Source organism: Streptomyces sp. NBC_01241 (genome assembly GCF_041435435.1).
Lineage (GTDB): Bacteria > Actinomycetota > Actinomycetes > Streptomycetales > Streptomycetaceae > Streptomyces.
In genome coordinates this window covers 7,082,474-7,106,590 of record NZ_CP108494.1, presented here as the reverse complement: position 1 = coordinate 7,106,590, position 24,117 = coordinate 7,082,474, and the positions used below count along the sequence as shown (strand labels likewise).

Annotated in this window: 19 protein-coding genes and 5 pseudogenes; 7 read left to right on the top strand and 17 right to left on the bottom strand. The window is 69.8% G+C overall.

The window, feature by feature from the left end; all coding sequences use genetic code 11:
• Positions 1–88: 88 nt before the first annotated feature.
• The 5 genes from OG306_RS32080 to OG306_RS32060 all read right to left on the bottom strand — a co-directional run bounded on the left by OG306_RS32080 (position 89) and on the right by OG306_RS32060 (position 4,186).
• Complete coding sequence (locus tag OG306_RS32080; protein ID WP_266749668.1) at positions 89–949, bottom strand: ATP-binding cassette domain-containing protein; 861 nt, start codon at positions 947–949, stop codon at positions 89–91.
• Complete coding sequence (locus OG306_RS32075; RefSeq protein WP_266749667.1) at positions 946–1,998, bottom strand: ABC transporter permease; 1,053 nt, start codon at positions 1,996–1,998, stop codon at positions 946–948. The genes OG306_RS32080 and OG306_RS32075 overlap by 4 nt, the downstream gene beginning before the upstream one ends.
• A complete protein-coding gene (locus OG306_RS32070; protein WP_266749666.1) occupies positions 1,995–2,978 on the bottom strand; it encodes a sugar ABC transporter substrate-binding protein in 984 nt (327 codons plus the stop codon). The genes OG306_RS32075 and OG306_RS32070 overlap by 4 nt, the downstream gene beginning before the upstream one ends.
• Before the next feature lie 86 nt (positions 2,979–3,064).
• A complete protein-coding gene (locus OG306_RS32065) occupies positions 3,065–3,334 on the bottom strand; it encodes a hypothetical protein (RefSeq protein ID WP_323183975.1) in 270 nt (89 codons plus the stop codon).
• A 93-nt stretch (positions 3,335–3,427) separates the two neighbouring features.
• Positions 3,428–4,186 (bottom strand): GntR family transcriptional regulator, encoded by a 759-nt coding sequence (locus tag OG306_RS32060; protein ID WP_266749664.1) that lies wholly within the window; start codon positions 4,184–4,186, stop codon positions 3,428–3,430.
• A gap of 137 nt (positions 4,187–4,323) precedes the next feature.
• On the opposite strand from OG306_RS32060, the gene OG306_RS32055 reads away from it, so the two are divergent.
• The gene (locus OG306_RS32055; RefSeq protein WP_266749663.1) at positions 4,324–5,376 is read left to right on the top strand and encodes a Gfo/Idh/MocA family protein; all 1,053 of its coding nucleotides are present in this window, start codon (positions 4,324–4,326) and stop codon (positions 5,374–5,376) included.
• A gap of 21 nt (positions 5,377–5,397) precedes the next feature.
• On the opposite strand, the gene OG306_RS32050 is transcribed toward OG306_RS32055, so the two are convergent.
• The 6 genes and pseudogenes from OG306_RS32050 to OG306_RS32025 form a co-directional block, all read right to left on the bottom strand.
• Entirely contained in the window at positions 5,398–5,820 is a 423-nt protein-coding gene (locus tag OG306_RS32050; RefSeq protein WP_266904974.1) for a PaaI family thioesterase, read from the bottom strand.
• 31 nt (positions 5,821–5,851) lie between these two features.
• On the bottom strand, positions 5,852–7,042 hold the full coding sequence (locus tag OG306_RS32045; RefSeq protein ID WP_266749660.1) for a cytochrome P450 family protein: 1,191 nt from the start codon (positions 7,040–7,042) through the stop codon (positions 5,852–5,854).
• Positions 7,043–7,178: 136 nt separating this feature from the next.
• A pseudogene (locus tag OG306_RS32040) lies at positions 7,179–7,657 on the bottom strand (histidine kinase); the annotation flags it as partial.
• 197 nt (positions 7,658–7,854) lie between these two features.
• Complete coding sequence (locus OG306_RS32035; protein WP_266749659.1) at positions 7,855–8,187, bottom strand: putative quinol monooxygenase; 333 nt, start codon at positions 8,185–8,187, stop codon at positions 7,855–7,857.
• 67 nt (positions 8,188–8,254) lie between these two features.
• Positions 8,255–8,668 (bottom strand): annotated as a pseudogene (locus tag OG306_RS32030) (allantoicase); the annotation flags it as partial.
• 35 nt (positions 8,669–8,703) lie between these two features.
• The gene (locus OG306_RS32025) at positions 8,704–10,023 is read right to left on the bottom strand and encodes an RNA-guided endonuclease InsQ/TnpB family protein (RefSeq protein WP_266904976.1); all 1,320 of its coding nucleotides are present in this window, start codon (positions 10,021–10,023) and stop codon (positions 8,704–8,706) included.
• 23 nt (positions 10,024–10,046) lie between these two features.
• Here OG306_RS32025 and tnpA point away from each other — a divergent pair, with 23 nt between their 5' ends.
• The gene (tnpA, locus tag OG306_RS32020; RefSeq protein WP_266904249.1) at positions 10,047–10,475 is read left to right on the top strand and encodes an IS200/IS605 family transposase; all 429 of its coding nucleotides are present in this window, start codon (positions 10,047–10,049) and stop codon (positions 10,473–10,475) included.
• 107 nt (positions 10,476–10,582) lie between these two features.
• Here the strand turns inward: tnpA and OG306_RS32015 are convergent.
• From OG306_RS32015 to allB, 3 genes and pseudogenes are all read right to left on the bottom strand, one after another.
• Positions 10,583–12,237: pseudogene (locus OG306_RS32015) on the bottom strand (IS1182 family transposase).
• A gap of 117 nt (positions 12,238–12,354) precedes the next feature.
• Positions 12,355–13,059, bottom strand: a pseudogene (locus OG306_RS32010) (allantoicase); the annotation flags it as partial.
• Between the two features lie 2 nt (positions 13,060–13,061).
• On the bottom strand, positions 13,062–14,405 hold the full coding sequence (allB, locus tag OG306_RS32005; RefSeq protein ID WP_266749651.1) for an allantoinase AllB: 1,344 nt from the start codon (positions 14,403–14,405) through the stop codon (positions 13,062–13,064).
• 361 nt (positions 14,406–14,766) lie between these two features.
• Between allB and OG306_RS32000 the strand changes: the two genes are divergently transcribed.
• Complete coding sequence (locus OG306_RS32000) at positions 14,767–15,567, top strand: IclR family transcriptional regulator (RefSeq protein WP_266749650.1); 801 nt, start codon at positions 14,767–14,769, stop codon at positions 15,565–15,567.
• Positions 15,568–15,656: 89 nt separating this feature from the next.
• On the opposite strand, the gene OG306_RS31995 is transcribed toward OG306_RS32000, so the two are convergent.
• Positions 15,657–15,971, bottom strand: a complete 315-nt coding sequence (locus OG306_RS31995; RefSeq protein ID WP_266749648.1) for a DUF5955 family protein — start codon at positions 15,969–15,971, stop codon at positions 15,657–15,659.
• A 266-nt stretch (positions 15,972–16,237) separates the two neighbouring features.
• On the opposite strand from OG306_RS31995, the gene OG306_RS31990 reads away from it, so the two are divergent.
• Together OG306_RS31990 and aceB are read left to right on the top strand one after the other, a co-directional pair.
• Positions 16,238–16,870 (top strand): nucleotidyltransferase family protein, encoded by a 633-nt coding sequence (locus OG306_RS31990; protein ID WP_266749646.1) that lies wholly within the window; start codon positions 16,238–16,240, stop codon positions 16,868–16,870.
• 235 nt (positions 16,871–17,105) lie between these two features.
• Entirely contained in the window at positions 17,106–18,725 is a 1,620-nt protein-coding gene (gene aceB / locus OG306_RS31985) for a malate synthase A (protein WP_266749645.1), read from the top strand.
• A 289-nt stretch (positions 18,726–19,014) separates the two neighbouring features.
• On the opposite strand, the gene OG306_RS31980 is transcribed toward aceB, so the two are convergent.
• On the bottom strand, positions 19,015–19,911 hold the full coding sequence (locus OG306_RS31980) for a DEAD/DEAH box helicase (RefSeq protein ID WP_266749644.1): 897 nt from the start codon (positions 19,909–19,911) through the stop codon (positions 19,015–19,017).
• A 423-nt stretch (positions 19,912–20,334) separates the two neighbouring features.
• Here OG306_RS31980 and OG306_RS31975 point away from each other — a divergent pair, with 423 nt between their 5' ends.
• Positions 20,335–21,171 carry a helix-turn-helix domain-containing protein gene (locus tag OG306_RS31975; protein ID WP_266904982.1) on the top strand — a complete coding sequence of 279 codons (837 nt, stop codon included), beginning with the start codon at positions 20,335–20,337 and terminating at the stop codon, positions 21,169–21,171.
• Positions 21,168–21,371: a DUF397 domain-containing protein gene (locus OG306_RS31970; protein WP_266749641.1), complete on the top strand. Its 204-nt coding sequence runs from the start codon at positions 21,168–21,170 to the stop codon at positions 21,369–21,371. The genes OG306_RS31975 and OG306_RS31970 overlap by 4 nt, the downstream gene beginning before the upstream one ends.
• Before the next feature lie 418 nt (positions 21,372–21,789).
• Here the strand turns inward: OG306_RS31970 and OG306_RS31965 are convergent.
• A pseudogene (locus OG306_RS31965) lies at positions 21,790–24,103 on the bottom strand (glycosyl hydrolase family 18 protein).
• Positions 24,104–24,117 lie beyond the last annotated feature (14 nt).

Genomic DNA, 24,117 nt, shown 5'->3' with positions numbered 1-24,117 from the left:
GCGGACGGCGCCCGTCGGGCTCGATTCTGCCACTGCCGGGGGCCGTGCGGTCGGCGGAACCTTCGGCCGGGTCCGGTACCGGTCCGGGCTACCGCGGGTCGTCGGTGACCGGGTGGCCGCCGAGATGGGTCGGTCCCGGGGCCCGCTCCAGCTCGTGGCCGAGCTCCTCCAGCTCGCTGCCGCCCGCCATCTGGCGGGTCAGTTCGTCCAGCGTGATGCTCGACCGGGTGTGGCTGCCGGCCATGGCGCCCCGCTTGAGCAGGACGAACCGGTCACCGACGAGATACGCGTGGTGGGGGTTGTGCGTGATGAGGACCACGCCGAGACCGGCGTCGCGGGCGGCCGCGACGTACTTGAGGACGACCCCGGACTGCTTGACGCCGAGCGCGGCGGTCGGCTCGTCCAGGACGAGGACCTTCGCGCCGAAATACACGGCCCGCGCGATGGCGACGCACTGGCGCTCGCCACCGGAGAGCGTGCCGATCGGCTGGTCGACGTCGCGCAGGTCGATGCCCATGCGCAGCAGCTCGGAGCGGGTCGTCTCGCGCATCAGCCGTGCGTCGAGGCGCTTGAAGGGGCCCGCGCCGGTGGTCGGCTCGGAGCCGAGGAAGAAGTTCCGCCAGACCGGCATCAGGGGAACGACTGCCAGGTCCTGGTAGACCGTGGCGATGCCGCGGTCCAGCGCGTCGCGCGGGTTGGCGAGGGTGGTTTCCTCGCCGGCGATGAGGAAGGTTCCCGCGTCGTGCCGGTGCAGCCCCGCGATGATCTTGATCAGGGTGGACTTGCCTGCGCCGTTGTCGCCGAGGACACAGGAGATCTCCCCCGCGTGGACCTCCAGCGAGACGTCCTGGAGCGCCTTGATGTTGCCGTAGAACTTGCTGACGTGGTCCAGCTCGACGAGCGCCCGGTGGGGCGTCTGCCCGTCGGCCGGTGCCTGGGGGGCCGTCATGTCGTCGCCTCCGCGCGCTTGCGTACCCATGCGTTGAGCAGGGTGGCCAGGAGCAGCATGGCTCCGAGGAAGAACTTGAACCAGTCCGCGTTCCACTCCGCGTAGACGATGCCCTTGCTGGTCATGCCGAAGATGAAGGCACCGACCGCGGAGCCGATCGCGGAACCGTAGCCGCCGGTGATCAGGCAGCCGCCGATGACGGCCGCGATGATGTAGATCAGCTCGTTGCCGACGCCCTCGCCGGACTGCACCACGTCGTACGAGAACAGCAGATGCTGCCCGGAAACCCAGGCGGCGAAGGCGACCCCGAGGTAGAGCCCGATCTTGGTACGGATCACCGGGACGCCGACCGCGCGGGCCGCGTCGGCCTCGCCGCCGACCGCGAAGATCCAGTTGCCGAAGCGGGTGCGGAGCAGGATCCAGGTGGCGATCGCGACGAGCGCGGCCCACCACAGGATGGTGACCTTGAACTCGACGCCGCCGATGGTCCACTGCGAGGCGAAGACCTGACGGGCCGATTCGAAGCCCTCCATGTCGCCGATGGACTTCGTCGACACCGTCCCGCTGATCAGCTTGGTGAAGCCCAGATTGAGGCCGGTCAGCATCAGGAACGTACCGAGCGTGATGATGAAGCTCGGCAGTTTGGTACGGGTCAGCATGAAGCCGTTGAACGCCCCGATGGCCAGCGTGACCAGCAGCGACACCAGGACACCGACCCAGACGTTGGCCGTCATCTGGTAGCTGAACATCGACGAGATCAGCGCGGAACTGGTGACCAGAACACCGGCGGAGAGGTCGAACTCGCCGCCGATCATCAGCAGCGCCACCGGCGCGGCCATGATCCCGATGGTGGAGGCCGCGTACAGCACCGTGCCGAGGCTGGAGGCGCGCAGGAAGCTGTCGGCGACGATCGAGAAGAAGATGAAGACGGCCGCGGCGCCGACCACCGAGCCGAGCTCGGGGCGGCCGAGCAGTCTGCGCAGCGGTGAGGTGCGCAGCAGCCGCTCGTCGGCCGCGGCCGGCGCGGGTGGGCCGGTGACGGTGCTCATCGGGTCCCCCGCCGCGTGTATTCCGCCAGCTCGGCGGCGTCCTTCGAGGTGATGATCTGCGGTCCGGTGAGGACCGGGCGGCCGCCGCCGAGCACATTGCCGTTGAAGCGGTACAGCCAGAGCAGGTCGACGGCCTCGTACCCCTGGAGGTAGGGCTGCTGGTCGACCGCGAAGCCGAGGGTCTTGTCCTGGAGGGCGGCGGCGACCTTCGCGTTCAGGTCGAAGGTGTCGATCTCGGCCTTGCTGCCCGCGGTCTTCTTCGCCTTGACGGCGGCGTCCGCGAACGGCGCCCCGAGGGTGACGACCGCGTCGATGTTCTTGTCGGCCTGGAGCTTGGCCTCGATGGACGCCTGGACGTCGGGCATGTTGGTGCCCTCGACGTAGAGGTTCTGCAGCTGCCCGTCGAACGTCTTCTTCGCTCCGGCGCAGCGCTGCTCGTGGCCGACGTTGCCCTGCTCGTGCAGGATGCACAGGGCCTTCTTGCGGCCGCGTGCGTTGAGCTCGTCGCCTACCGCCTCGCCCGCGATGGACTCGTCCTGGCCGATGTGGGTGAGCGCGCCGAACTGCTTGGACTCCGCGGAGCCCGAGTTCACCGTGATCACCGGGATGCCGGCCTTGGTCGCCTTGGCGACGACGTCCTTCATCGCGTCGGGCTTGGCGAGCGTGACGATCAGCCCGTCGACCTTCTGGTCGATGGCGGCCTGGACGAGCTGGGCCTGCTGCTGCGCCTCGTCGTTGTGCGAGTACAGGAACTTGATGTTGTCCTTGACGGCCGCCTGCTTCGCACCGCTCTGGACGATGTCCCAGAAGGTGTCCCCGTCGCCCGAGTGAGTGACCATGGCGAAGGTCCAGCGGGGCGTGGTCACCGCGGACCGGCCCTCGGCGGCAGCCCGGGCCGCGCGCTCCTCCGCCCGCTTGCCGCCGGTGCTGCTGCATCCCACGAGGGAAGCCGCCAGCACCGCCGCAAGCACGGCGCCCATCGCACGTACCCCTGTCCGAACCCTTGCCACGACGCCATGCCCTTCTTGTGCTGCTCGCTGTGCTCTTTGGTGGGGCCGGGGACGATTCACGCCCTGCCCGGCTGGCCAAGTATCCCCGAGCCGCCGACGGCGCCGCCCGGCAGGGGCGGGGCGGGTGCGGGGGCACCGGGTGTGCGCGGTGGTGCGCGGGAGGGGCATCGGGTGCCGCGCGTGGTGTGTTCGTCCGGCTGCGGTACGTCGTCGGCGGTGACGATCGCCGGGCCGGTGAGCACCGGCCTTCCGCTGCCGATGACGTTCTTCATCCGCGGGGTGGCGGCCGCGGCCATCAGGGTTGCCGCCTTGCGAGAGGTACGCATGGTGGGTCCGCCTTCTCTCCCGGCCGCCCGAGTGCGGCTGGGTGAGTTCTAGCGCCGGCGGTACGAGACGTCAACGGGGCCGTGGGGCCGTCGTCACCGTACGAGCAGCTGGAATTCGAAGGAGTAGCGCGAGGCCCGGTAGACGTGGGAGCCGAACTCGACCGCGCGCCCGGTGTCGTCGAAGGTGGTGCGCTCCATCGTCAGTACGGCGGCCCCTTCCGTCTCGGCGAGTCCGGCCGCCTCCTCTGCGGTGGCGAGCCTGGCGCCGACGGTCTGGCGGGCGCTGTGCAGGGTGATGCCGGCGCCCCGCATCATCCGGTAGAGGCCGGTGGTCTCCAGCCGTGCGGTGTCGAGGTCGATGATCCCGAGGGGTACGTGGTTGCGCAGGAGTGCCAGCGGCTCGTCGTGCGCGTACCGCAGCCGTTCGACGAGGTGTACGTCGGTCCCCGCCGCGATTCCGAGGGCGTCGGCGATGTCGACTCCGGCGGGTTCGACGGTGTTGCGCAGGACGCGGGTCGTGGGGTGCCCGCCCGCCGCCTCCAGGTCGTCGTACAGACTGCTCAGTTCGAGCGGGCGGCGGACCCTGCTGTGCACGACCTGGGTGCCGACGCCGCGGCGGCGGACCATCAGGCCCTTGTCGACCAGTGACTGGATGGCCTGGCGGACGGTGGGCCGGGACAGGCCGAGCCGGGCCGCGAGCTCGATCTCGTTGCCGAGGAGGCTGCCGGGGGCGAGCCGGCCCTGCGCGATGGCCGCTTCCAGCTGCTGGGCCAGCTGGTAGTACAGCGGAACCGGGCTGGTGCGGTCCACGCCGAGTTCGAGCGCGGCGGGGTCGGCGGTGGGTTCGGGCACGCGTGGAGGGTAACCCCCGCATCAGATCCTCCGGTAGTCAGGTCGTTCTGTTGTCCGGACAGCATGAACACCGAACAAGCCGCATGTTGTCAGGACATATGGTTGACAGCGCAGTCCCCGGGCGTCACGTTGGGTCCATGCGCATCGGACTCATCGGCACCGGACGGATCGGTTCCTTCCACGCGGGCGTACTGGCCCGCCATCCCGAGGTGGACGCCCTGGTGGTGGCGGACACCGACCGGGCGCGGGCGGCAAAGGTCGCGGACAGCGTCGGCGCGACGGCCGCGGACAGCGCCGCCGAGGTGTTCGGCGCGGGTGTGGACGCCGTGGTGATCGCCTCGGCCACGTCGGCGCACGCGGAGCTGATCGGGCAGGCCGCGCGGGCGGGGCTGCCCGCGTTCTGCGAGAAGCCGATCGCCCTGGACCTGCCGGGAACGCTGAGCGCGCTGCGTGCGGTCGAACGAGCAAGAAGCATCCTCCAGCTGGGCTTCATGCGCAGGTTCGACGCCGGGTACGGGGCGGCGCGCGCCGCCGTGCGGGCGGGGTCGCTGGGCCGGCTGCACACCGTGCGGGCGATGACGATGGACCCCGCGCCGCCGCCCGCCGCGTATCTGCCGCTCTCCGGGGGGCTGTACCGGGACTGTCTGGTCCATGACTTCGACATGCTGCGGTGGGTGACGGGCCGTGAGGTGACCGAGGTGTACGCCACCGGATCGGACGCGGGGCCCGAGATGTTCCGGGCGGCCGGCGACGTCGACACGGCGGCGGCCCTGCTCACTCTCGACGACGGCACCCTCGTCACGGCGACGGCCACCCGCTGCAACGGCGCCGGTTACGACGTACGGATGGAACTGGCGGGCGAACTCGGCCAGATCACGGTCGGCCTGGACGACCGTACGCCGGTCACCTCGGCCGAACCGCGGGGCCCCGCCGCACCGCACAGCCCCTGGCCGGGCTTCCTGGAACGGTTCGGCGCGGCGTACGAGGCGGAACTGGACGCGTTCGTACGGGTGGTGCGGGGCGCGCTGCCCAATCCGTGCGACGGCCGGGAGGCGTGGTACGCGCTGCTGATCGCGGAGGCGTGCGAAGTGTCCCGCCGCGAGCGGCGCCCCGTGGAGATCGCGGAGATCGCGGAGATCGCCGGGGGCACCGCCGCCCGTCCGGCGGAAACGGCCCGGCCCTCCTCGTGACCCGGCGGCGGACCGGGCGATTCAGGAGGACGACGTGGCGGACAGTACGGTGCCCTGCGCGACCGCGCAGAGCGCCCTCGCTCCGTCCTCCCCCGCCGCGAACAGCTCACAGCGGACCACGGCCTGACGGCGGCCGGTGTGCACGACGTCGGCGTGGGCGATGAGAGTGCGGCCCGTGGCGGGCCGGATGTACTGGATGGAGAAACCGCCGGTCAGTACGGCCGGGCCAAGTGTCGTCCCGGCGGCGAAGGTGATCGAGTTGTCGGCGGCGTAGGCCAGGACCCCGCCGTGCAGAAAGCCGTTCTGCTGCTGGAGTTCCTGCCGGATGTCCACTTCGAGGGTGGCCGCGCCGTCCCCGAAGGCGGTGATCCGCGCCCCGACGAGCCCACTGAATGGCTGGCTGTCGAGAACCTTCTGCGCCATCTGCAAGTCAAGTCCGGTCATAACAAAGGTTATCAGGCCGGTCGGCCCTGCCTCACCAGCGGACGGGCAACCGGCGCACCCCCCGGATCAGGAGCCCGGGGATCCAGTCGAACTCGCTCGCGTCCGCGTCCAGCACGAGGCCGGGGCACCGTTCCAGCAGGGTGCGGATCGCGATCCGGCCCTCCATCCGGGCCAGTGGGGCACCCATGCAGAAGTGGCTGCCGTGCCCGAAGGCCAGGTGCCCCTGGGCGTCGCGGCGGATGTCGAAGGTGTCCGCCCGCGCGTAGCGGCCGTGGTCGTGGTCGGCGCCCGCCAGGGAGACGAGGACCGGCTCGCCCGCCGGAACGACCCGGTCACCGATCTCGATCTGTTCGCGCGGGTAGCGGAACGTGGCGGTCTCCACCGGGCCCTCGTAGCGCAGCATCTCCTCGACCGCGCCGTCGATCAGGCCGGAGTCGGCGCGGAGGGCGGCCAGTTGGTCCGGGTGGTCGAGCAGTGCGCGTACCCCGTTGCTGATCAGGTTGACCGTGGTCTCGTGGCCGGCGACGAGCAGCAGGAACGCCATGCCCACGAGCTCGTCGGGGGAGAGCCCGTCCCCCTCCTCGTCGCGGGTCCGGACCAGCGCGCTCATCAGGTCGTCACCGGGTGAGCATCGCTTGTCCTCGATGAGTTCGGCGAGATACTCCCCCATGGCGGCCACCGTCTCGGCCGCCTCCTGCGGTGTGGCCGGATAGATGACGCCGTTCGACAGCCGGCGGAACACCTCGCGGTCCAGGTCCGGCACGCCGATCAGTTCACAGATGACGGTCATGGGCAGGGGGAAGGCGAGCGCGTCGACGAGATCGGCGTGCCCCGACGGCACCATCGCGTCGAGGAGTTCGTCGGTGATCTGCTGGACGCGCGGGCGCAGGGCCTCGACCCGGCGGGCGGTGAACTCCCTGGCGACGAGTTTGCGCAGCCGGGTGTGGTGGGGTGCGTCGAGCTCCAGCATGTTGGCGAAGATCGGGGCGTTCTGGTCGGGTGCGCCGGGCAGCCCCCGCCGGTCCTTGCCGAGCCGCTGATCGGCGAGGGCCGCACGGGCCTCGTCGTACCCCACCACGAGCCAGAACCGCTCGATGTCGTCGGTACGGACGGTGTGCACGGGACCCGCGGCGCGCAGCTTCGCGTAGTACGGATACGGATTCGCGGTGAAGTCCTCGGCCCCGCGCAGATCGACATCGACACGGCCACTGGCATCGGACATGGGATCGCCCCTCCCGGTCTGAACGGCTCGATCGTCTCGGACCGACCGGTTCAGCCTATGCCGCCGGATTGCGCACCGCAGTCGTCGAGCGGGCCGCGTCATACGCCGACGGCGCTATCCGGCCACGGCTGTCGGCGGGCTGCGGCCGGGGGCCGTCGCTCTCGCCGGGGCTGCGCAGGACGCCGGTGATCTCGCGGAGGTCCTGGAGCGCGTCGTGCGCGCTGTCCCGGATGACACCGGCGGCCCGCGCCACTTCGGCCGGGGGCGCGGCGGGGCGGAATTCGAGGGCGCCGGCATGGACGCTGAGGGGGGTCAGCCGGTGGGCGAGGACATCGTGCATCTCCCGGGCGATGGCCTGGCGGGCCAGCCGCTGCGCCTGCTCGGCGCGGAGTCCGGCCCGGCCTCGGCCCGCCGGGCCCGCTCGCGGAGCGTGACGACGAGCTGGCGCCTGGACCGTACGACCATGCCCCAGCTGAGCACCAGCAGGGGCAGCAGCACCCCGATGGCCGCCACCGGGCGGAACGGCCGGTACACGGCGACGCTGAACAGGGCCACGAGCAGGGCCCCCGCGGCAACCGGCTCGACGGTGGAGAGCAGGATCAGGCCGACCGCGAGCTGTCCGGCATTGCGCCGGACCGGGCAGTGGCCGGTCCTCTCATCAGCGTCTCCGACGGCACCTCCCGGGCCCGGTGACACCACCCCCCAGGTCATCCGTTCGACAGGGGGACACAGTCATGCCGGGCCCGGAGCCCAGCGGCCCTCTTGCAGGACCGCGAAGAACATAACGGGGGCCCGCAGCGCCGACGTACCCGTCACCGCGGGCCGCGCGGGGCGAGTTCCGTCATCCGGGACCAACCCTCGCCCGGCACCTCGACGTTGATGATCTCCGGAGTCTCGGCGACGAGATCCGCCATCCGGTCCATCGCCGCCGCGAAGTGCTCCGACCTCACATGGGCCTCGCCCGCCTCCGGGGAGGCGAAGGCCTCCAGCAGGACGAACTGGTACGGGTTCTCGACGCTGTACGACCACTCGAAGAAGAGATTGCCGGGCTCGTTCCGGGTAGCGACGGTGAAGTCCTCGACGGCCGGGAGCCAGTTGTCGCGTTCGGCGCTGTGGACGGTGAATTTGACGGCGATGAAGATCATGACGACAGGATCCCATATGCCATGAACACGGACAGACAAGGCACACCCGGAAAGCGCGGGACGGGCGCTAACCGCCGAGTTCCCGGTGGCGCGCGGCCAACCGGGCGGCGCCCTCCTCGGTCGGTGACCCGAACAGCCGCAGCCGGGAAATGCCGCCGTCCGGGAAGATGTCGATCCGCACGTGCGTGGCCCGCACCGCGTCCGGCAGGACGAAGCGGTGGTTCGTATCGGGCTGCAGCCGGGTCCGGGGCAGCACCTCGGTCCAGTCGCCGTTCTCCCCGTCACGGGCGGAAAGGCCCGCCCAGCCCGCCGAATTGCCCTTCAGATACGCGGTGTCGATCTCCACGGCGCGGATCTCCGCCTGCTCGACGAGGCGGTAGCGGATCCAGTCGTTGCCCTTGTCGCGCCGGCGCCGGGTCTCCCAGCCGTCGTCCATCTTGCGGGACCTGCCCGGCTGGATGGTGTTGGTGGCCGGCGATTGAAGTGCTCTCCCGGCTGAAGCCGGGAGATTCCTGCTTACCTTGCGGCAGCGGGCTTGACGCGCTTCGCACGTCTGACGACTGCCCTCCCGGCAGCCGGGATGAGCGCGAGGCCCATCCGGTACAGGTGCAAGACGTTCCGGGCTGCGTTGTGGTCGGCATTGCCCGACCAGCCGCAGTCGGGGTTCTTGCACACGAACACGGCCTGGCTCTCCCGGTTGCCGGGCGTGGTGAAGCCGCACGCTGAGCAGCGTTGGGAGGTGCCGGGGGCGGGGACCTTGTGCAGGGTGCCGCCGAGCCGGGCGGTCTTGTACGTCAGCATGGTGACCGTGCGGCCCCATGCCTCCTTGCTGATGGAGCGGTTCAGCCCGGACTTCTGGGCGACGTTCTTCCCTGGCTCCTCGATGGTTCCCCTGGCGGACTTGACCATGTTCGTGATGGTGAGTGCTTCGACCACGACGGTGCCGTATGTGCGGGCGATGGCGGTGGTCGTCTGGTGCTGCCAGTCCAGGGCCCTGCGCTTGGCTTTCGCGCGGAGTCCTGCGATCTGGTCGTAGGTGCGGTGCAGCCGGCGGCTGGTGCGCTCGCCGGGCTTGCGGTGCCGCTTGCGCTGCGCGGCGCGCCGCTCCAGGTGCAGAAGCCTGGCCTTCTCCTTCTCCGTCAGCCATTCGCCGTGCTCGTACGTCTCGCCGTCCGAGAGGGCGATGGGCACGGTGACGCCCACGTCGATGCCGACTTCCGGCCCCTGGTGGGGCTCGGGCTTGACCTCCAAGGTCTGGACGCGGAAGGCGATGTGCCAGCCAATGGGGCCTCCCCTGCTCGAGCGAAGCCGAGAGCTTGGGGAAGCGTCCTTGACCAGCCGTGCCCCGGTGATCCGGTTCTCCGCGCCTGCACGCTTGCCGACCGGAAGGTCTTTGGTCCACCGGAAGCGGACCCGGCCCACCTTGGGAATGTTGGCCATGCCCCAGCGGCGGTGCACGCGCACGATGTTCAGGTCCCGGCCCTGAGGGACGTCCACGGACATCACCGTGCGGAACCGGCCCTTGAAGTTCGGGGCGTCGGCGCGGCCCTCCCAGCAGTTCTTCCACGCCTGGAAGTACGTCTTGAGTACCGCTTGCGCGGCCTGCGCGGGAAGGACAGCAAGGAAGTCGATGTCCTTGCGGGCCTGTCGTACGGCGGCATCCGCGTGTCCGAGAGTCCGCTTTTCCTTCGGCATCATCTGCCACCAGGCGTGCAGCAGGTTCCACATGGTGCGGGCCGCGTGCGCCTGGCTATCAGTCCTCAACGCCTCGGCAGGCGACAGCGCAAGCCGGGCACGATGCCCGAACTGCCGCTTGACCATGGTGTCTTGACTCACGATCGAGACCATAGCATTGGTTTATGTCACCGCGCTGGAACCCTCATCCCGATGTCAGAACCGGTCGCCATGTTGTCTACAACCTGCATGTTCATTTGGTTTTTGTCACGAAGTACCGGCGTGAAGCGTTCACCGACGCCATGCTGACCCGCACCGAAGAGATCATGCGGGAGGTCTGCGCCGACTTCGAGGCCGAGCTGAAACAGTTCAACGGCGAACAGGACCACGTCCACCTGCTCGTGCACTACCCGCCGAAGGTGCAGCTCTCCAAACTGGTCAACTCCCTCAAGGGCGTCAGTTCCCGCAGGCTCCGCCAGGAGTACAACGCGCATGTCCGCCGGTACCTGTGGGGCGGACACTTCTGGTCCGGCTCCTACTTCGCAGGGTCCTGCGGCGGCGCACCCCTGACCGTCGTCAAGCAGTACATCGAAAACCAACAGCGTCCCGTCTGACCCTCACCCCAAGGCGCAGAGCACTCCGGCGCTCTGCGCCTCCGGGCCAAGGATGGCCTTCACCCCCGCCCTGAAGGACTCTGCTGAGGAATGCGTGATTCGGGTGGTCAGGCCGCGAGCATCAGAGCTTCGAGGCGGGAGGTGCGGGTGCCGCCGAGTGGGGTGCCGGTCAGCCATCGGTCGATGCGGATGAGGTTGAGTGCGGTGGAGGCGAAGACGTGGCCGAGGCGGGTCGCGGGTAGATCGCGGTAGCGGGTACGGCGCAGGCCGGTGACACGGACGGCCCGGGAGATCGTGCCTTCGACCCCGGCCCGGATCGCGTAACGGTTCTTCCAATTGTCGGTCTCCTGGGCCTGGCGGACGGCTTCGAGGGCCTCGTGCCGTTCGCGGGGCAGGAAGGTGATGCCCCTGCCCCGGCGGCCGGACGGGGGCTTGGTGCATGCCGTCTGCTTCGGGCAGGGGCGGCAGTGCTCGGCGGAGAAGAACACCTTGAGGACCGGAGTGCCGTTGCGGTGGTGTTTCTGTTCCCACCACTCGAAACTTCGGTGCCCGCCGGGACAGATGGCGCTCTCGTTGTCCCAGTCGATGGTGAAGTCGGCGCGGGAGAAGCCCTGATCCTCTTGGGACTGGCGGCTGCTGTCGTGCGGGGCCGGGCCGAGCAGTTCCATACCCCGCTCGGTCGCGGACAGGAACAGGGCGGCAGTGGTGTAGCCGGCATCCACGACATGCACGTGCGGCAGCAACTCCCGTTCCGCGAGCGCCTGGTGGACCGGTTCGGTCATCTCCGTGTCGGCCACCACGGCATCGGTGGTGGCCACCTGCGTGATCACGTGCGGCGCATCCGGCTCGCAGGTCTCGGTCAGATGCGCCTTGTAGCCGGTCCAGCCCGAGCCGCGCTTGATCCCGTAACGGGCATCGGTGTCATAGGGCGAGCACAACCGGTGATGAACCGGCGGGAGATCCTTGCCCTCCCGCCAGCGCACCCCCTCTCGTCGCGGTGGTACTGCTGGACCCAGGAGACCCGCAGGACCTGCACCGCCTCGATCTCGCGCAGCCAGTCCGGAGCCGCGGGGGCGTAGACCGCCTCCAGCAGGACGAACCCGTCCCGTCCGACCTGCTCAGACCACTGTTCACGGACCTCTTCGCCCTTGGGGAAGCGGTAATCGTCCACGCGCGGCCCGTAGCGCTCGGCCCACTCGGCCGTGACCAGGCCGGACAGCCATGCCGGGGCGGCGACCGCCAGCGCCTCCAGCGCCGCCCGCAGCGTCTCGCCGACGAACTCCATCCTGTTCAGCGTCCGCACCGCCGCCAGCACATGCGTGGAATCGGTCCGCTGCCGGCCACCGGCCTTCAGCAGGCCCAGCCCGCGCAGGCGTTCCAGCACCAGCTCCAGCGTCGTCTGTTCCAGTCCGTGCTCAATGAGACGGGAACGGAACAGGCTCAGCACGGAGGCATCGAACCCGGGATCGTCCAGCTCCAGGCCGAGCAGAAACTTCCAGTCCATCCGGGCCCGCACCTGGTCAGCGGCCTGCCGATCGGTCAGCCCCTCCGCGTACTGCAACACCGACACCAAAGCCAACGCCCCCGGCGAGACAGCCGGGCGTCCCCGGACGGCAAACGCCCCTGCGAACGCCTCGTCCTCAAACAGCGGGCCCAACGCCTCCCGGATCCGCACCGCCATCGTCCCCTTCGGGAACGCTGCCCGCACCACCCGGGCCGTCAGCTCCGGCACCCCATGACCAGCCCGTGGCTCCAGTGACATCTCCCGGCCCTCCCGCTCACGCCATAACAATCGTGGAGGACCAACGACCCAGCCCTGCTCGAATCACGCATTCCTCAGCAGAGTCCTTCAAGGGCGGAGCACTGGCCAAGATCAGAGGTAGAAGCGGTCGGAGGCGTCCTCGACCAGGCCGCCGTTCTCGAGGGCGACCAGGTCGATGGTGCCGAGGGCGGCCAGCCAGTCCGGGTCGGGGGTGACCTCGCCGTACACCCGGAGCCGGGCTATCCCGCCGTCGGGGTGCTGATTGACCCGCAGATGGGTGACGCGCTGCTCGGCCGCGACGACGAACCCATTGGCCGCGTGTCCGCCGACGGCCGTGCGCGGTACGAGCGTTGTCCACTTCACTCCGGGCGCGAGGAGTTCCTCGGGCGACGGGGAGCCGGGGACGCAGGCCGCCTCGACGGAGACCGCCTGCGGGTGGTTGCCGCGGAAGTGGGCAGTGTCGACGACGATGCCGCGTACGACTCCGGGCGCGCCGAGCCGTACCAGCGCCCAGTCGTGGTCCTCGTCCGTGGGGTGCGGCCGGTCGGCGCCCGCGCCGCGCCGACGGCGGGTCTCCCAGCCGTCCATGATCTTGCCCTTGTGGCCGAAGCGCTCGGGGTCGAACTCGGCGGGCTCCGGCTTCAGGAGGTTCTCGCGCTCGGCGAAGAACTCGTCGTTGGCGGCGATCACCCCGGCGCCGAGCCGCCGGTCGGCGAGGTCGACGAGGCCGGTGAAGGGGAGGTCGGCGGTGCGGTAGTCGGCGTACGGGTCGCCGCCGCCGTACGGGTTCGCGTCACCGGTGAAGCGGGCTGTCGCCGTCATGGTCACTGATTCCTTTCGAGAAGGCGGCCGGTGGGTTCGCCGACGGTGCCGTCCGCCGCGATCCGCCGTCCGCGCAGCCACGTCGATCTCACGACGCCGTGCAGGGTCTTGCCGGCGTAGGCGGTGACCTGGTTGCGGTGGAAGAGCTCGGCGGGGTCGACGGTGAAGGTCGCGTCGGGGGCGAGGACCGCGAAGTCGGCGTCGCGGCCGGCCTCGATGGCGCCCTTGCGGGGCAGCCCGGCCAGTTCGGCGGGGGCGGCGGACATCCAGCGGACGACGTCGTCGAGCGAGTGGCCGCGCTTGCGGGCCTCGGTCCAGATGGCGGGAAGGCCCAGCTGGAGGGAGGAGATGCCGCCCCACGCGGAGGCGAAGTCCGGCGTCTTGAGGTCGGCGGTACACGGCGAGTGGTCCGAGACGATGCAGTCGATCGTCCCGTCGGCCAGCCCCTCCCACAGCGCGTCCTGGTTGGCGGCCTCGCGGATCGGCGGGCAGCACTTGAACTCGGTCGCGCCGTCCGGGACTTCCTCGGCGGTGAGGGTGAGGAAGTGCGGGCAGGACTCGACGGTGACCCGTACGCCCTCGCGCTTGGCGGCGGCGATCAACGGCAGCGCGTCACTGGAGGACAGGTGCAGCACATGGACCCGGGCGTTCATCCGCCTGGCGTGCGCGATGAGTCCCTCGATCGCGGTGTTCTCGGCGTCCCGGGGCCGGGAGGCGAGGAAGTCGGCGTACGCGGGCCCGCTGCGCTGCGGGGCGGAGGCCAGCTGGCGTGGGTCCTCGGCGTGCACGATCAGCAGCCCGCCGAAGCCGGAGATCTCGGCCATGGACCGGGCCAGCTGCTCCTGGTCGAGCTCGGGGAACTCGTCGACGCCGGAGGGCGAGAGGAAGCACTTGAAACCGAAGACCCCGGCCTCGTGCAGCGGACGCAGGTCCTTGACGTTGGACGGGATCGCCCCGCCCCAGAATCCCGTGTCGATGTGCGCCTTGGGGGCTGCCACCTGCTGCTTGGTGCGCAGATGCGGGACGGTGGTGGTCGGCGGGAGGGAGTTGAGCGGCATGTCGAGCAGGGTCGTGATGCCGCCCGCCGCCGCGGCGCGGGTGGCGGTGTGGAAGCCCTCCCAGGCGGTGCGACCGGGGTCGTTCACATGGACATGGGTGTCGACGAGTCCGGGCAGCAGGGCGTCGTCGCCGAAGTCCTCCAGCCGGGCACCGGCCGGCACCTCGGTGTCGTACGGCAGGACTGCGTCGATTCTCCCCTCGGCGACGGCGACCACTGCGGGGCGCGTCCCGTCCGGGGTGACGACACGCGTCGAGCGCAGTACCAGTTTCACGTCCGCACCGGACACCCGTGCTCCTCACTTCGGACTTTCGACCGCTGGCAAATTCAACGAACTGTTGAAGGAGTCTTCACTCGGGATTCGGGCCCGTCAAGACCCCACTTTCCTCGTCCGGCGGCAGGTGGACCACCCGTAACCGCTCCTGGAGGTTTCCACAAAGCAAAAGAGCAATTCCGGAAAGCGGAACGTAACATGGGACCAGTGCGGCACCGCAGAATGGCCCCGCTAACTGCAGACACCGGGACGAACGGGCTCTGACCGGCAAGGACGCCGCACCCGGAGCAGTGCGCCGATCGGGAACCGACCGGTAGTCTGCTGGGTGCCTCGCCCGGCGAGGCACCCGCTCTTCCGCCTCGAAAGGACCGTTGACGTGCCGTCGTCCCACGCCAGCACATCCGACTCCAAGCCCGCCGCTTCCAGCGGCGGCGTGCAGTCCCTTGAGCGCGCCTTCGATCTGCTGGAGCGGATGGCGGATGCCGGGGGCGAGGTCGGGCTGAGCGAACTCTCCGCGAGCAGCGGGCTTCCGCTGCCGACCATCCACCGCCTGATGCGCACGCTCGTGGTGTGCGGATACGTGCGCCAGCAGCCGAACCGGCGCTATGCGCTCGGCCCGCGTCTGATCCGGCTCGGCGAATCCGCCTCCCGGCTGCTCGGCACCTGGGCCCGCCCGTACCTCGCGCGCCTGGTCGAGGAGACCGGCGAGACCGCGAACATGGCGCTGCTCGACGGCGACGAGATCGTGTACGTGGCGCAGGTGCCGTCCAAGCACTCGATGCGCATGTTCACCGAGGTGGGCCGCCGGGTGCTCCCCCACTCCACGGGCGTCGGCAAGGCGCTGCTGGCGCACACGCCCCCGGAGGAGGTACGGGCCCTGCTCGCCCGCACCGGAATGCCGGCCGCCACCGAGAAGACGATCACCACCCCGGACGACTTCCTCGACGCGCTGGAGCAGGTACGCAGGGTCGGCTACGCGGTCGACGACAACGAGCAGGAGATCGGGGTGCGCTGCCTGGCGGTCTCCGTACCCAACTCCCCCACGTCGGCCGCGATTTCGATCTCGGGCCCGGCGGGCCGGGTGACGGAGGCCGCGACGGAGCGGATCGTGCCGATCCTGCAGCAGGCCGCGAAGGAGCTGTCCGACGCGCTCGCCAGTAACGGTTCCACCGGCTGAGTCACGCCGCCGCGACCGGTTCCCGGCCGTCGCGCGCCAGGAGCGCGGCGGCCGTAAGGAGCACGACGGCGGGCGGGGCGCGGCGGCCGTCAGGAGCGCGGCGGCTCGCCGAAGAGGTCGACGGCGACGCGTAGGTCCCTGAGCGCGGCGGCCAGTGCGCTGACCGAGCCGATCGCCCCCGCGATCAGCAGCAGCGAACGACGCAGGCGGGGAATCTCGGGCGCGCCGCTGATCGCCATCGCGTCCAACGCGGCCAGCTCGTCCTCGGCGATCCCGCGGTCCGGGAACTCCGCGGGATGCCCCGCCAGCTCGCGGCGGAGCCGGGAGACCGCCGTACGCAGCTCCGCCACCCTCGGATCCTCATCACTGCTGGTCACCGGCGTCTGCCCCACGCTTCGCAACAAAGCACTCCCCCTCGCACATCCTTGTGCCAGTGTTTCGACCGGACTCCGGACCGTGGTCAAGTGTCCGGAGATGCCCGCAAGTTAACGCCATGGCAGGTGTCGAGCGCCACTCCGCGGACGGAATTCAGGGGCTCCCGTATGGGTGATACACACGTCGCTCCATGGAAGGCTCGGCGTACGCCGCCGAGCCCGCTCCCTGTACTCCTCACCGCTCCCGCCGCTTCCCGGTTGCGCGGGCGGGGCATCTCCCGGGTATGCCAGTCCCCATGACTCGAACAACACAGGACCCGGCCGTCACCGGACGGCCCCGGACCCCGGTGGTCGCCGGGCTGCTGCTCGCCGCGGGCGGCGGGCGGCGGCTCGGCGGGCGGCCCAAGGCACTGCTCGACCACCGCGGCCGGCCGCTGGTGGAGCACGCGGTACGCGTCCTGCGGGAGGGCGGCTGCGACCGCGTCCAGGTGGTCCTGGGCGCCGCGGCCGACGAGGTACGCGCACGCGCCGACCTCACCGGCTGCCCCGTGACCGTCAACCCCGAGTGGGCCGAGGGCATGGGCTCATCGCTGCGGGCGGGGCTCGGGGAGCTGGCCGGTACGGGGGCGGACGCGGCGCTCGTGCTCCTGGTGGACCAGCCGGGCATCGGCGCGGACGCGGTGGCGCGGGTGCGATCGGCGTACCGCACCCGAAGGAGCCTCGCGGCCGCCTCGTACGACGGGGAGCGCGGCCATCCGGTGCTGTTCGGGGCCGACCGGTGGGCGGACGTCGCGGCCGCAGCGGTGGGCGATCAGGGCGCCCGGGCGTACCTGCGGGCCCACCGCGATGCGATCACGCTCGTCGAGTGTTCCGATGTGGCTCAGACGTACGACATCGACACGGTGGAGGACCTGAAACACCTTGAGTGAGTGGACTGGCACGCCGCGCCAGCAACGCGCCACTTGTGTCGACCCGGAGAATCTCGACATCAACAAATCATTGAACTTCCACCATGAGGAAACTAGTATCCACTGGTCAGAAGCCCTCTGTATGCCAGACGGCGACCACGGCCATACCTCGGAGCCTTGGCACGCCGTGCCCGTTCCAGGCGACCCGGCGGCCGTGAGACGCCGCCCGCACCGCCCGCTGAAGGAGTGACAGCTCATGTCCGCACCAGCGCCGTCCCCGCTGGCCATCGTCGATGCCGAGCCCCTGCCCCGGCAGGATGAGGTCCTCAGCCACGCGGCTCTCGCGTTCGTGGCCGAGCTGCACCGGCAGTTCACACCCCGCCGCGACGAACTGCTCGCCCGCCGGGGTGAGCGTCGCGCCGAGATCGCCCGTACCTCCACGCTGGACTTTCTGCCCGAGACGGCAGCGATCCGCGCGGACGACTCCTGGAAAGTCGCGCCGGCCCCGGCCGCGCTGAACGACCGCCGGGTGGAGATCACCGGTCCGACCGACCGCAAGATGACCATCAACGCCCTGAACTCGGGCGCCAGGGTCTGGCTCGCCGACTTCGAGGACGCGTCCGCCCCCACGTGGGAGAACGTCGTCCTCGGCCAGCTCAATCTGATCGATGCCTACACCCGTAACATCGACTTCACGGACCCCAGGTCCGGCAAGTCGTACTCCCTCAAGCCCGCCGACGAGCTCGCCACGGTCGTCACCCGCCCCCGCGGCTGGCACCTGGACGAGCGTCACCTCCAGCTCGACGGCACCCCGGTGCCGGGCGCGCTGGTCGACTTCGGCCTCTACTTCTTCCACAACGCCCAGCGCCTCATCGACCTCGGCAAGGGCCCGTACTTCTACCTCCCGAAGACGGAGTCGCACCTGGAGGCCCGCCTCTGGAACGACATCTTCGTCTTCGCCCAGGACTACCTCGGCATCCCGCAGGGCACGGTCCGCGCGACCGTCCTCATCGAGACGATCACCGCCGCGTACGAGATGGAGGAGATCCTGTACGAGCTCCGCGACCACGCCTCCGGGCTGAACGCGGGCCGTTGGGACTACCTCTTCTCCATCGTCAAGAACTTCCGTGACGGCGGCGCCAAGTTCGTCCTCCCGGACCGCAACGCGGTGACGATGACCGCCCCGTTCATGCGCGCCTACACCGAACTCCTCGTCCGCACCTGCCACAAGCGCGGCGCGCACGCCATCGGCGGCATGGCGGCCTTCATCCCGTCCCGCCGCGACGCCGAGGTCAACAAGGTCGCCTTCGAGAAGGTCAAGGCCGACAAGGACCGCGAGGCCCACGACGGCTTCGACGGCTCCTGGGTCGCCCACCCCGACCTGGTCCCGATCGCCATGGCCTCCTTCGACGCGGTCCTCGGCGAGAAGCCGAACCAGAAGGAACGCCTGCGCGAGGACGTCTCGGTGACGGCGGGCGACCTGATCGCCATCGACACCCTGGACGCCAAGCCCACGTACGAGGGACTGCGCAACGCCGTCGCGGTCGGCATCCGCTACATCGAGGCCTGGCTGCGCGGCATGGGCGCGGTCGCCATCTTCAACCTGATGGAGGACGCGGCCACCGCGGAGATCTCGCGCTCGCAGATCTGGCAGTGGATCAACGCGGACGTCGTCTTCGAGAACGGCGAACACGCCACCGCGGACCTGGCCCGCAAGGTCGCAGCCGAGGAACTCGCCGCGATCCGCGCCGAGACCGGCGACGAGGCCTTCGCGTCCGGCAAGTGGCAGCAGGCCCACGACCTCCTGCTCCAGGTCTCCCTGGACCAGGACTACACGGACTTCCTGACCCTGCCGGCGTACGAGCAGTTGGACTGACACCGCTCGCATGCAATTCTGACCGCCCTCGGTGCCGCACGGCGCCGGGGGCGCTTCCATGGCCGGACGAGCGCGACGTCAGGAAGGGGTCAGGAAGACAAATCCGACCGTCTCTTTCAGGACGGCCCGTGCACCCTCAAGGCCGGCGAACCCCGTGCGGGGCCGTACACGCCACAGAGCGTGACCGGCCAGGCTCGGAGAGGGCCGCGTCGGCCGCCCCGGGGACGGTATGGATCCGGAGCGTTCCAAAGCGCCGCGCGAGCACGTAGGCGTGGGACTGCGGCCTCGCCTACCTGCATCGGCACCCTTCGGCCAGCACCGTCGGGGCGAGTTCCCGCATGGCCGCCTGCTCGGCCTCCGAGATGCACGGCAGCTGACGTGCGAGTACGTCGAAGTGCTGGTGTCCACGCCATGCGTCGTGGTCACCCACGACGAACAGCCGTCGACGGGCCCGGCTCACCGCGACGTTCAGCAGGTTCGGTGTCGATGCCGCCCAGGCTCGCGGACCTGCCTTGTCGCCCCCCGCCCCGAGGACCAGCAGCACGACATCGGCCTCCTTCCCCTGGGTCGTATGCACGGTTCCCACCCTGTCGCGCGGGACAACGTGGCACAGGCTGCGACGGAGTCCGGCCACGACATCCCGGAACGGGCTGATGACGAAGAGCTCACGATCGGGGTCAAGGCCCTGATCGACGAGCCGGTGCACGATGACGTTCGCGCAATCCCCCTCGTCCGGCGACCACTTGCCCTGCGATGCCCGCCCTCCGCTCACCGGCCACCACACGCCGCGCCGGGCCACCGCGTAATCGTCGTCCCGGTGCACCCTGTGCACCATGAGCCCGTCGTAGGCGATCTCGTTGCTGATCGTGAACATCGGGTCGTCGCAACGCCGGTGGACACGCAGAGGCGACCCCACCCAGACCCGGTCGTCCTCGGAACCCTGGGGTGCCGGAAGCCATGTGCCGGAGCTGTTCAGCCGGTCCGCGACGCGCTGCGCCGAGCTCCGGGACGGTTCCCACTCCTCAGCCACACCGAAGGTACGGCGAAGTGCCTGCTGCCCCGTATGAGGCAGCGTGACCACCGGCTCCAGTTGCAGCGGATCGCCCACGATGACGCCTCTGCGCGCCCGCCACAGCGCACCCACCGGCATCTGGGCGGTCGCCTGGCCGGCCTCGTCGATCAGCATCCAACCGAGTGACCGGGGCCCCGTTCGTCGGTCAGGACGTGAGCCGGGTCAGGCAGTCTTTCCATCTGCCCGGGGGCGGGTCCGTGAGAGGACAACACCCCCTGCATGGCTTGGATTGTGTCATCGCCGGCGGGTGGAGTTGCCGGGGACGAGTGAGGTGCTGCCCCGCCCCCGCATGCACCTCCCTGAGCTTACGGGCTCGCACGTCCGGGGGAACCGCTGGATTCATCCGGAAAACACTCTGGGCCCGTGGCTACCGTGACCGGGAGGGATACGCCGACGGCTTCGCGTTGTACGCGTCAGCACGCGAGCTGTACGCGGCACCGGGCGTAACCGGCCCCGGTGGGCCGCGTTGGCCGATTCATGGGTGGAGACGGTTCGGGGCAAGCAGGGCTACGCGGGACGGTACCGGAGGCACGGGGCATGGACGATCAAGGACAGCAGCCGCAGCACGAATACGAAGTCGGGTCGGGCATCCTGCACGTGTTCGGTCAGCACTTGAAGCTGTTCCGGGTACGGGCCGGGCTGGAGCGGGCGGAGTTCGGCGCGATGACGGGGTACTCGGCGTCGTCCATCGCGTCGTTCGAGCAGGGCCGCCGGATCCCGCAGCCGAAGTTTATCGAGCAGGCGGACGAACTGCTGGACGCGGGCGGGGTGCTGAAGGCCAGCAAAGAAGAGGTCGCTCGGGCTCAAGACCCGGCATTTTTCCGGGATGCGGCGCGGTTGGAGGCGGAGGCGGTTGAGCTGCACGTGTACGCCAACCACGGCGTGCCTGGGTTGCTGCAAACGGAAGAGTACGCGCGGGCGGTGTTCGAGATGTGGCGACCGGTGCTGGAGGAGGAGATCGTGGATCAACGGGTGACAGCACGCCTGGCCAGGCACGAGATCTATTCCCGTCGCCCCAGGCCGATCATCAGCTTCGTGATCGAGGAGTGCATGCTGCGCCGCCCCCTGGGCGGGGACGGAGTGCTGCGTGGTCAGTTGGAGCAGATTCTCTTGATCGGCCAATACCGCAACGTCGAGATCCAGGTGATGCCGACCCGCCGCGAGGATCACGCGGGAATGGCTGGCGCCTTCACCTTGATCGAGACCAAGGAAGAGCGGAGGATCGCGTACGTTGAGGCGCACAAGGACAGCCGTCTCTACACGGAGCGAAGGCCGGTCCGGGAGTTCGAGGAGCAGTACGGCGTCCTCCGGGCCCAGGCACTCACTCCGCGCGAATCGCTGGCCCTCATCGAGAAATCTCTGGGAGAGACATGAACGCCGAAGCGCTTGTGGGGACGCCTGAGTCCGCGTGGTTCAAGAGCAGCTACAGCAGCGGAGCCGGCGGCGAGTGCGTCGAGGTAGCGACCCGCACGAGCACCGTCCACGTTCGCGACTCGAAGGACAGGACCGGGCCCATCCTGTCTGTCGCCTCTGGCGGCTGGGCGGCCTTCGTGGAATTCGCCGCGCAGAGCTGACCCCGGAGGAACGACGGCGCCCCGCCACCGAACTCCGGTAGCGGGGCGCCCTCTTGTACGAGCCTTACGCGAGGTTCAGTCGGCCTTCTTCGCCCGCCCGCGGGCCTTCTTCTCCGGCCGCCAGGCCATGAGGTCTGCCGCGGAGAGCCCATGCTTGGCGCGCTGCTCGTCCACGTATGCGAGGTACTCCTCGGCGGGGGTGCCGTCCCACTGTTCGCTTCGTACTCACTATGAACCTCGATGTCGGGATGCGGGCGATCTCCACTTCGTGACCGGGGCCGCGGCGCAGCACTTCGAGGCGCGGATCCTGTTCGGCGCCGCGCTGCCGACGACGCGGGACCACCACCGCAGAGACCGCCCGACCTGCTCGCGAAGCCCGCCGGAGCTCCGCGAGCAGGTATCCGTTCTCCCGGGCCGGCTACTTCAGTCCGGTGTCAAGAGCGTTGAGCAGTGTGCCCTGCGAGGTGTCACCGGACATCTCCCAGACCATCACCCCCAACAGGCCCTTGTCCTTCACGTAGGCCGTCTTCTTGCCGATGGACCAGGTGTCGTCGAAGGACCACCACTGGCTGCCTGTGTAGCCGTACGTGGACACCGACTGTTCGTCGTGATGGATCGTCATCGTCGGGTACGCGCCGATGAGGTTGGAGTAGCCGCGGTTGCCCGCCTCCTCCGCGAACTGGCCGGGGGCGGCGCCTCCCGCGGGCTGCCATTCGCCCGCGACGCCGCCGTCGGTGACGTTCTGCCAGCCGCGGCCGTAGAAGGGGATGCCGAGCGTCAGCTTGCGGGGTTCGACGCCCGCGTCCGTGTAGGCCTTGATGGCGGTGTCGGCGCTGAAGTGGACGTCGTACGGGTCCTGGTCGTCCGTGTAGAGGTTGGCCTGGTGGCCGGTGCGATCGGGTTCCCAGGAGTTGTCGCTGCCGGAGCCGTGGAAGTCGTAGCCCTGGACGTTCGCCACGTCGAGGGAGTCGAAGACCTTGCTCAGGTCCCAGCCGTCGCCGATCTTCTGCGGGTCGGCGGGGGTGAAGGCGGTGAGGAGGCGGTGGCCGCCGCCGAGGGCGTCCATCTGCTTGCGGAACTCGGCGAGAAGCAGGGTCAGGTTGTCCTTGTCGTTCGGTGAGTAGTGGTTGCCGGGGTGTCCGGTGCCGGTGCCCGGCCATTCCCAGTCGACGTCGAAGCCGTCGAAGATTCCGGCCGCGGTGCCGGGACCGCCCGCGCCGTTGTACTCGGGCAGGTTGCCCTTGATGTACATGTCGATGCAGGAGGAGACGAACTTCTTGCGGGAGGCGTCGGTGGCGGCCACGTCGGAGAAGTACTTCGAGTATGTCCAGCCGCCGAGCGAGACCACGATCTTCAGGTTCGGGTGGAGCTTCTTGAGCTTCTTCAACTGATTGAAGTTTCCGCGCAGTGTGCCCCAGCCGTCGTCCGCGACGCCGTCGACGGACTGGGCGGCGCTGAACGGCCGGGCGTAGTCGGCGTCCGCGTCACCGGCGCCGGTGCCCTGCTCAGGGTCCTCGGGGTCGGCAGTGGTGCCCTTGGTGACGCCGTTGAGGCAGGTGAGGTTGTTGGGGTCGATGTTGGCGAAGGCGTAGTTGACGATGTCGAGTTTGCCCGCGGCCCCGGAGTCCTGGAGGTTCTTGACGAAGTACTGGCGGCCGTAGATGCCCCACTGGACGAAGTAGCCGACCTTGGCGTAGTTGCCCGCGCCGACGATGCCGTCGGTCTTCACCGTGAGCGCGTTGCCGGCCGGAGAGACGTTGTCCGCCGCGTCACGGGCCTTGACGGTGAAGGTGTACGAGGTCGAGGGCGAGAGTCCGCCGATGGTCGCGGTGGTCGTCGTACCGGAGACCGTGGTGGCGAGCTGTCCGTCCCGGTAGATGTCGTAGGCGGCGACCCGCTGGTTGTCCGTCGCGGCGGTCCAGGCGAGGGTGACGGACGAGGAGTCCGCCCCCGTGGAGCGCAGCGAGCCCGGTGCGGTGGGCGGGGAGGTGTCGGTGGCCGGGTCGACGGTGGTGACCGTCAGCGGCGCGCTCTCGGCGGAGGTGTTGCCCCGGGTGTCCTTGGCCCGGACGGTGAAGGAGTAGGCGGTGGCCGGGGTCAGGCCGGTGACGGTGGCGGTGGTTGCCGCGGTGGCGGTGCCGAGCACCTTGCCGCCGGCCAGGATGTCGTACGACGCCACGGGGAAGTCGCCCGCCGTGGCCGCCGTCCAGGACAGCGACGCGGTGCGGGCGGTGACATCGGTCTGCTTCAGTCCGCCGGGCGCGCCCGGCGGCACGTCCGGCGGGCGCGCCCGGCGGCACGTCCGCGGATCCGTCGCATTTGTCGCCGTTGATGCGGCAGCCTGTCGGTGCCGTGATCCGTCCGGTGGCCACGAACCAGAAGCTGTACGGCTCGGTGGTGCTGTGAGCGGCGACGGTACCGTTGTAGTGGGCGTTGACCGCGGTGATGTGGTTGCCCCGGGTGGTGACGGTGCCGTTGTAGGAGGTGTCGATCGCGACCCCGGCAGGCAGGTCGAATTCGAGACTCCAACCGGTGACGGCGGTGTCGGTGTCGTTGTGCAGGACGTAGGTGCCCTTCCACCACGACCCGTTGTCGGCCGAGGTGAAGGTCGCCGTCAGCTTGCCCACCGCGTGTGCGGGTGCGGCCTGTATCGACAGCAGCGCGAGGAGGAGTCCGAGAACGGCGACGAGGACGGCCGCTGTTCTCCTTCTGGAACTCATGTGCTCGAACATGGTTCTCCCTTGGG

What these genes read in the sequence shown, in the direction of transcription:
- OG306_RS32080 (WP_266749668.1), bottom strand. Translation starts at nt 949, where the DNA reads ATGACGGCCCCCCAGGCACCGGCCGACGGGCAGACGCCCCACCGGGCG.
- OG306_RS32075 (WP_266749667.1), bottom strand. Translation starts at nt 1,998, where the DNA reads ATGAGCACCGTCACCGGCCCACCCGCGCCGGCCGCGGCCGACGAGCGG.
- OG306_RS32070 (WP_266749666.1), bottom strand. Translation starts at nt 2,978, where the DNA reads ATGGGCGCCGTGCTTGCGGCGGTGCTGGCGGCTTCCCTCGTGGGATGC.
- OG306_RS32065 (WP_323183975.1), bottom strand. Translation starts at nt 3,334, where the DNA reads ATGCGTACCTCTCGCAAGGCGGCAACCCTGATGGCCGCGGCCGCCACC.
- OG306_RS32055 (WP_266749663.1), top strand. Translation starts at nt 4,324, where the DNA reads ATGCGCATCGGACTCATCGGCACCGGACGGATCGGTTCCTTCCACGCG.
- OG306_RS32050 (WP_266904974.1), bottom strand. Translation starts at nt 5,820, where the DNA reads ATGACCGGACTTGACTTGCAGATGGCGCAGAAGGTTCTCGACAGCCAG.
- OG306_RS32045 (WP_266749660.1), bottom strand. Translation starts at nt 7,042, where the DNA reads ATGTCCGATGCCAGTGGCCGTGTCGATGTCGATCTGCGCGGGGCCGAG.
- OG306_RS32035 (WP_266749659.1), bottom strand. Translation starts at nt 8,187, where the DNA reads ATGATCTTCATCGCCGTCAAATTCACCGTCCACAGCGCCGAACGCGAC.
- tnpA (WP_266904249.1), top strand. Translation starts at nt 10,047, where the DNA reads ATGTCACCGCGCTGGAACCCTCATCCCGATGTCAGAACCGGTCGCCAT.
- OG306_RS31990 (WP_266749646.1), top strand. Translation starts at nt 16,238, where the DNA reads ATGACTCGAACAACACAGGACCCGGCCGTCACCGGACGGCCCCGGACC.
- aceB (WP_266749645.1), top strand. Translation starts at nt 17,106, where the DNA reads ATGTCCGCACCAGCGCCGTCCCCGCTGGCCATCGTCGATGCCGAGCCC.
- OG306_RS31980 (WP_266749644.1), bottom strand. Translation starts at nt 19,911, where the DNA reads ATGCTGATCGACGAGGCCGGCCAGGCGACCGCCCAGATGCCGGTGGGT.
- OG306_RS31975 (WP_266904982.1), top strand. Translation starts at nt 20,335, where the DNA reads ATGGACGATCAAGGACAGCAGCCGCAGCACGAATACGAAGTCGGGTCG.
- OG306_RS31970 (WP_266749641.1), top strand. Translation starts at nt 21,168, where the DNA reads ATGAACGCCGAAGCGCTTGTGGGGACGCCTGAGTCCGCGTGGTTCAAG.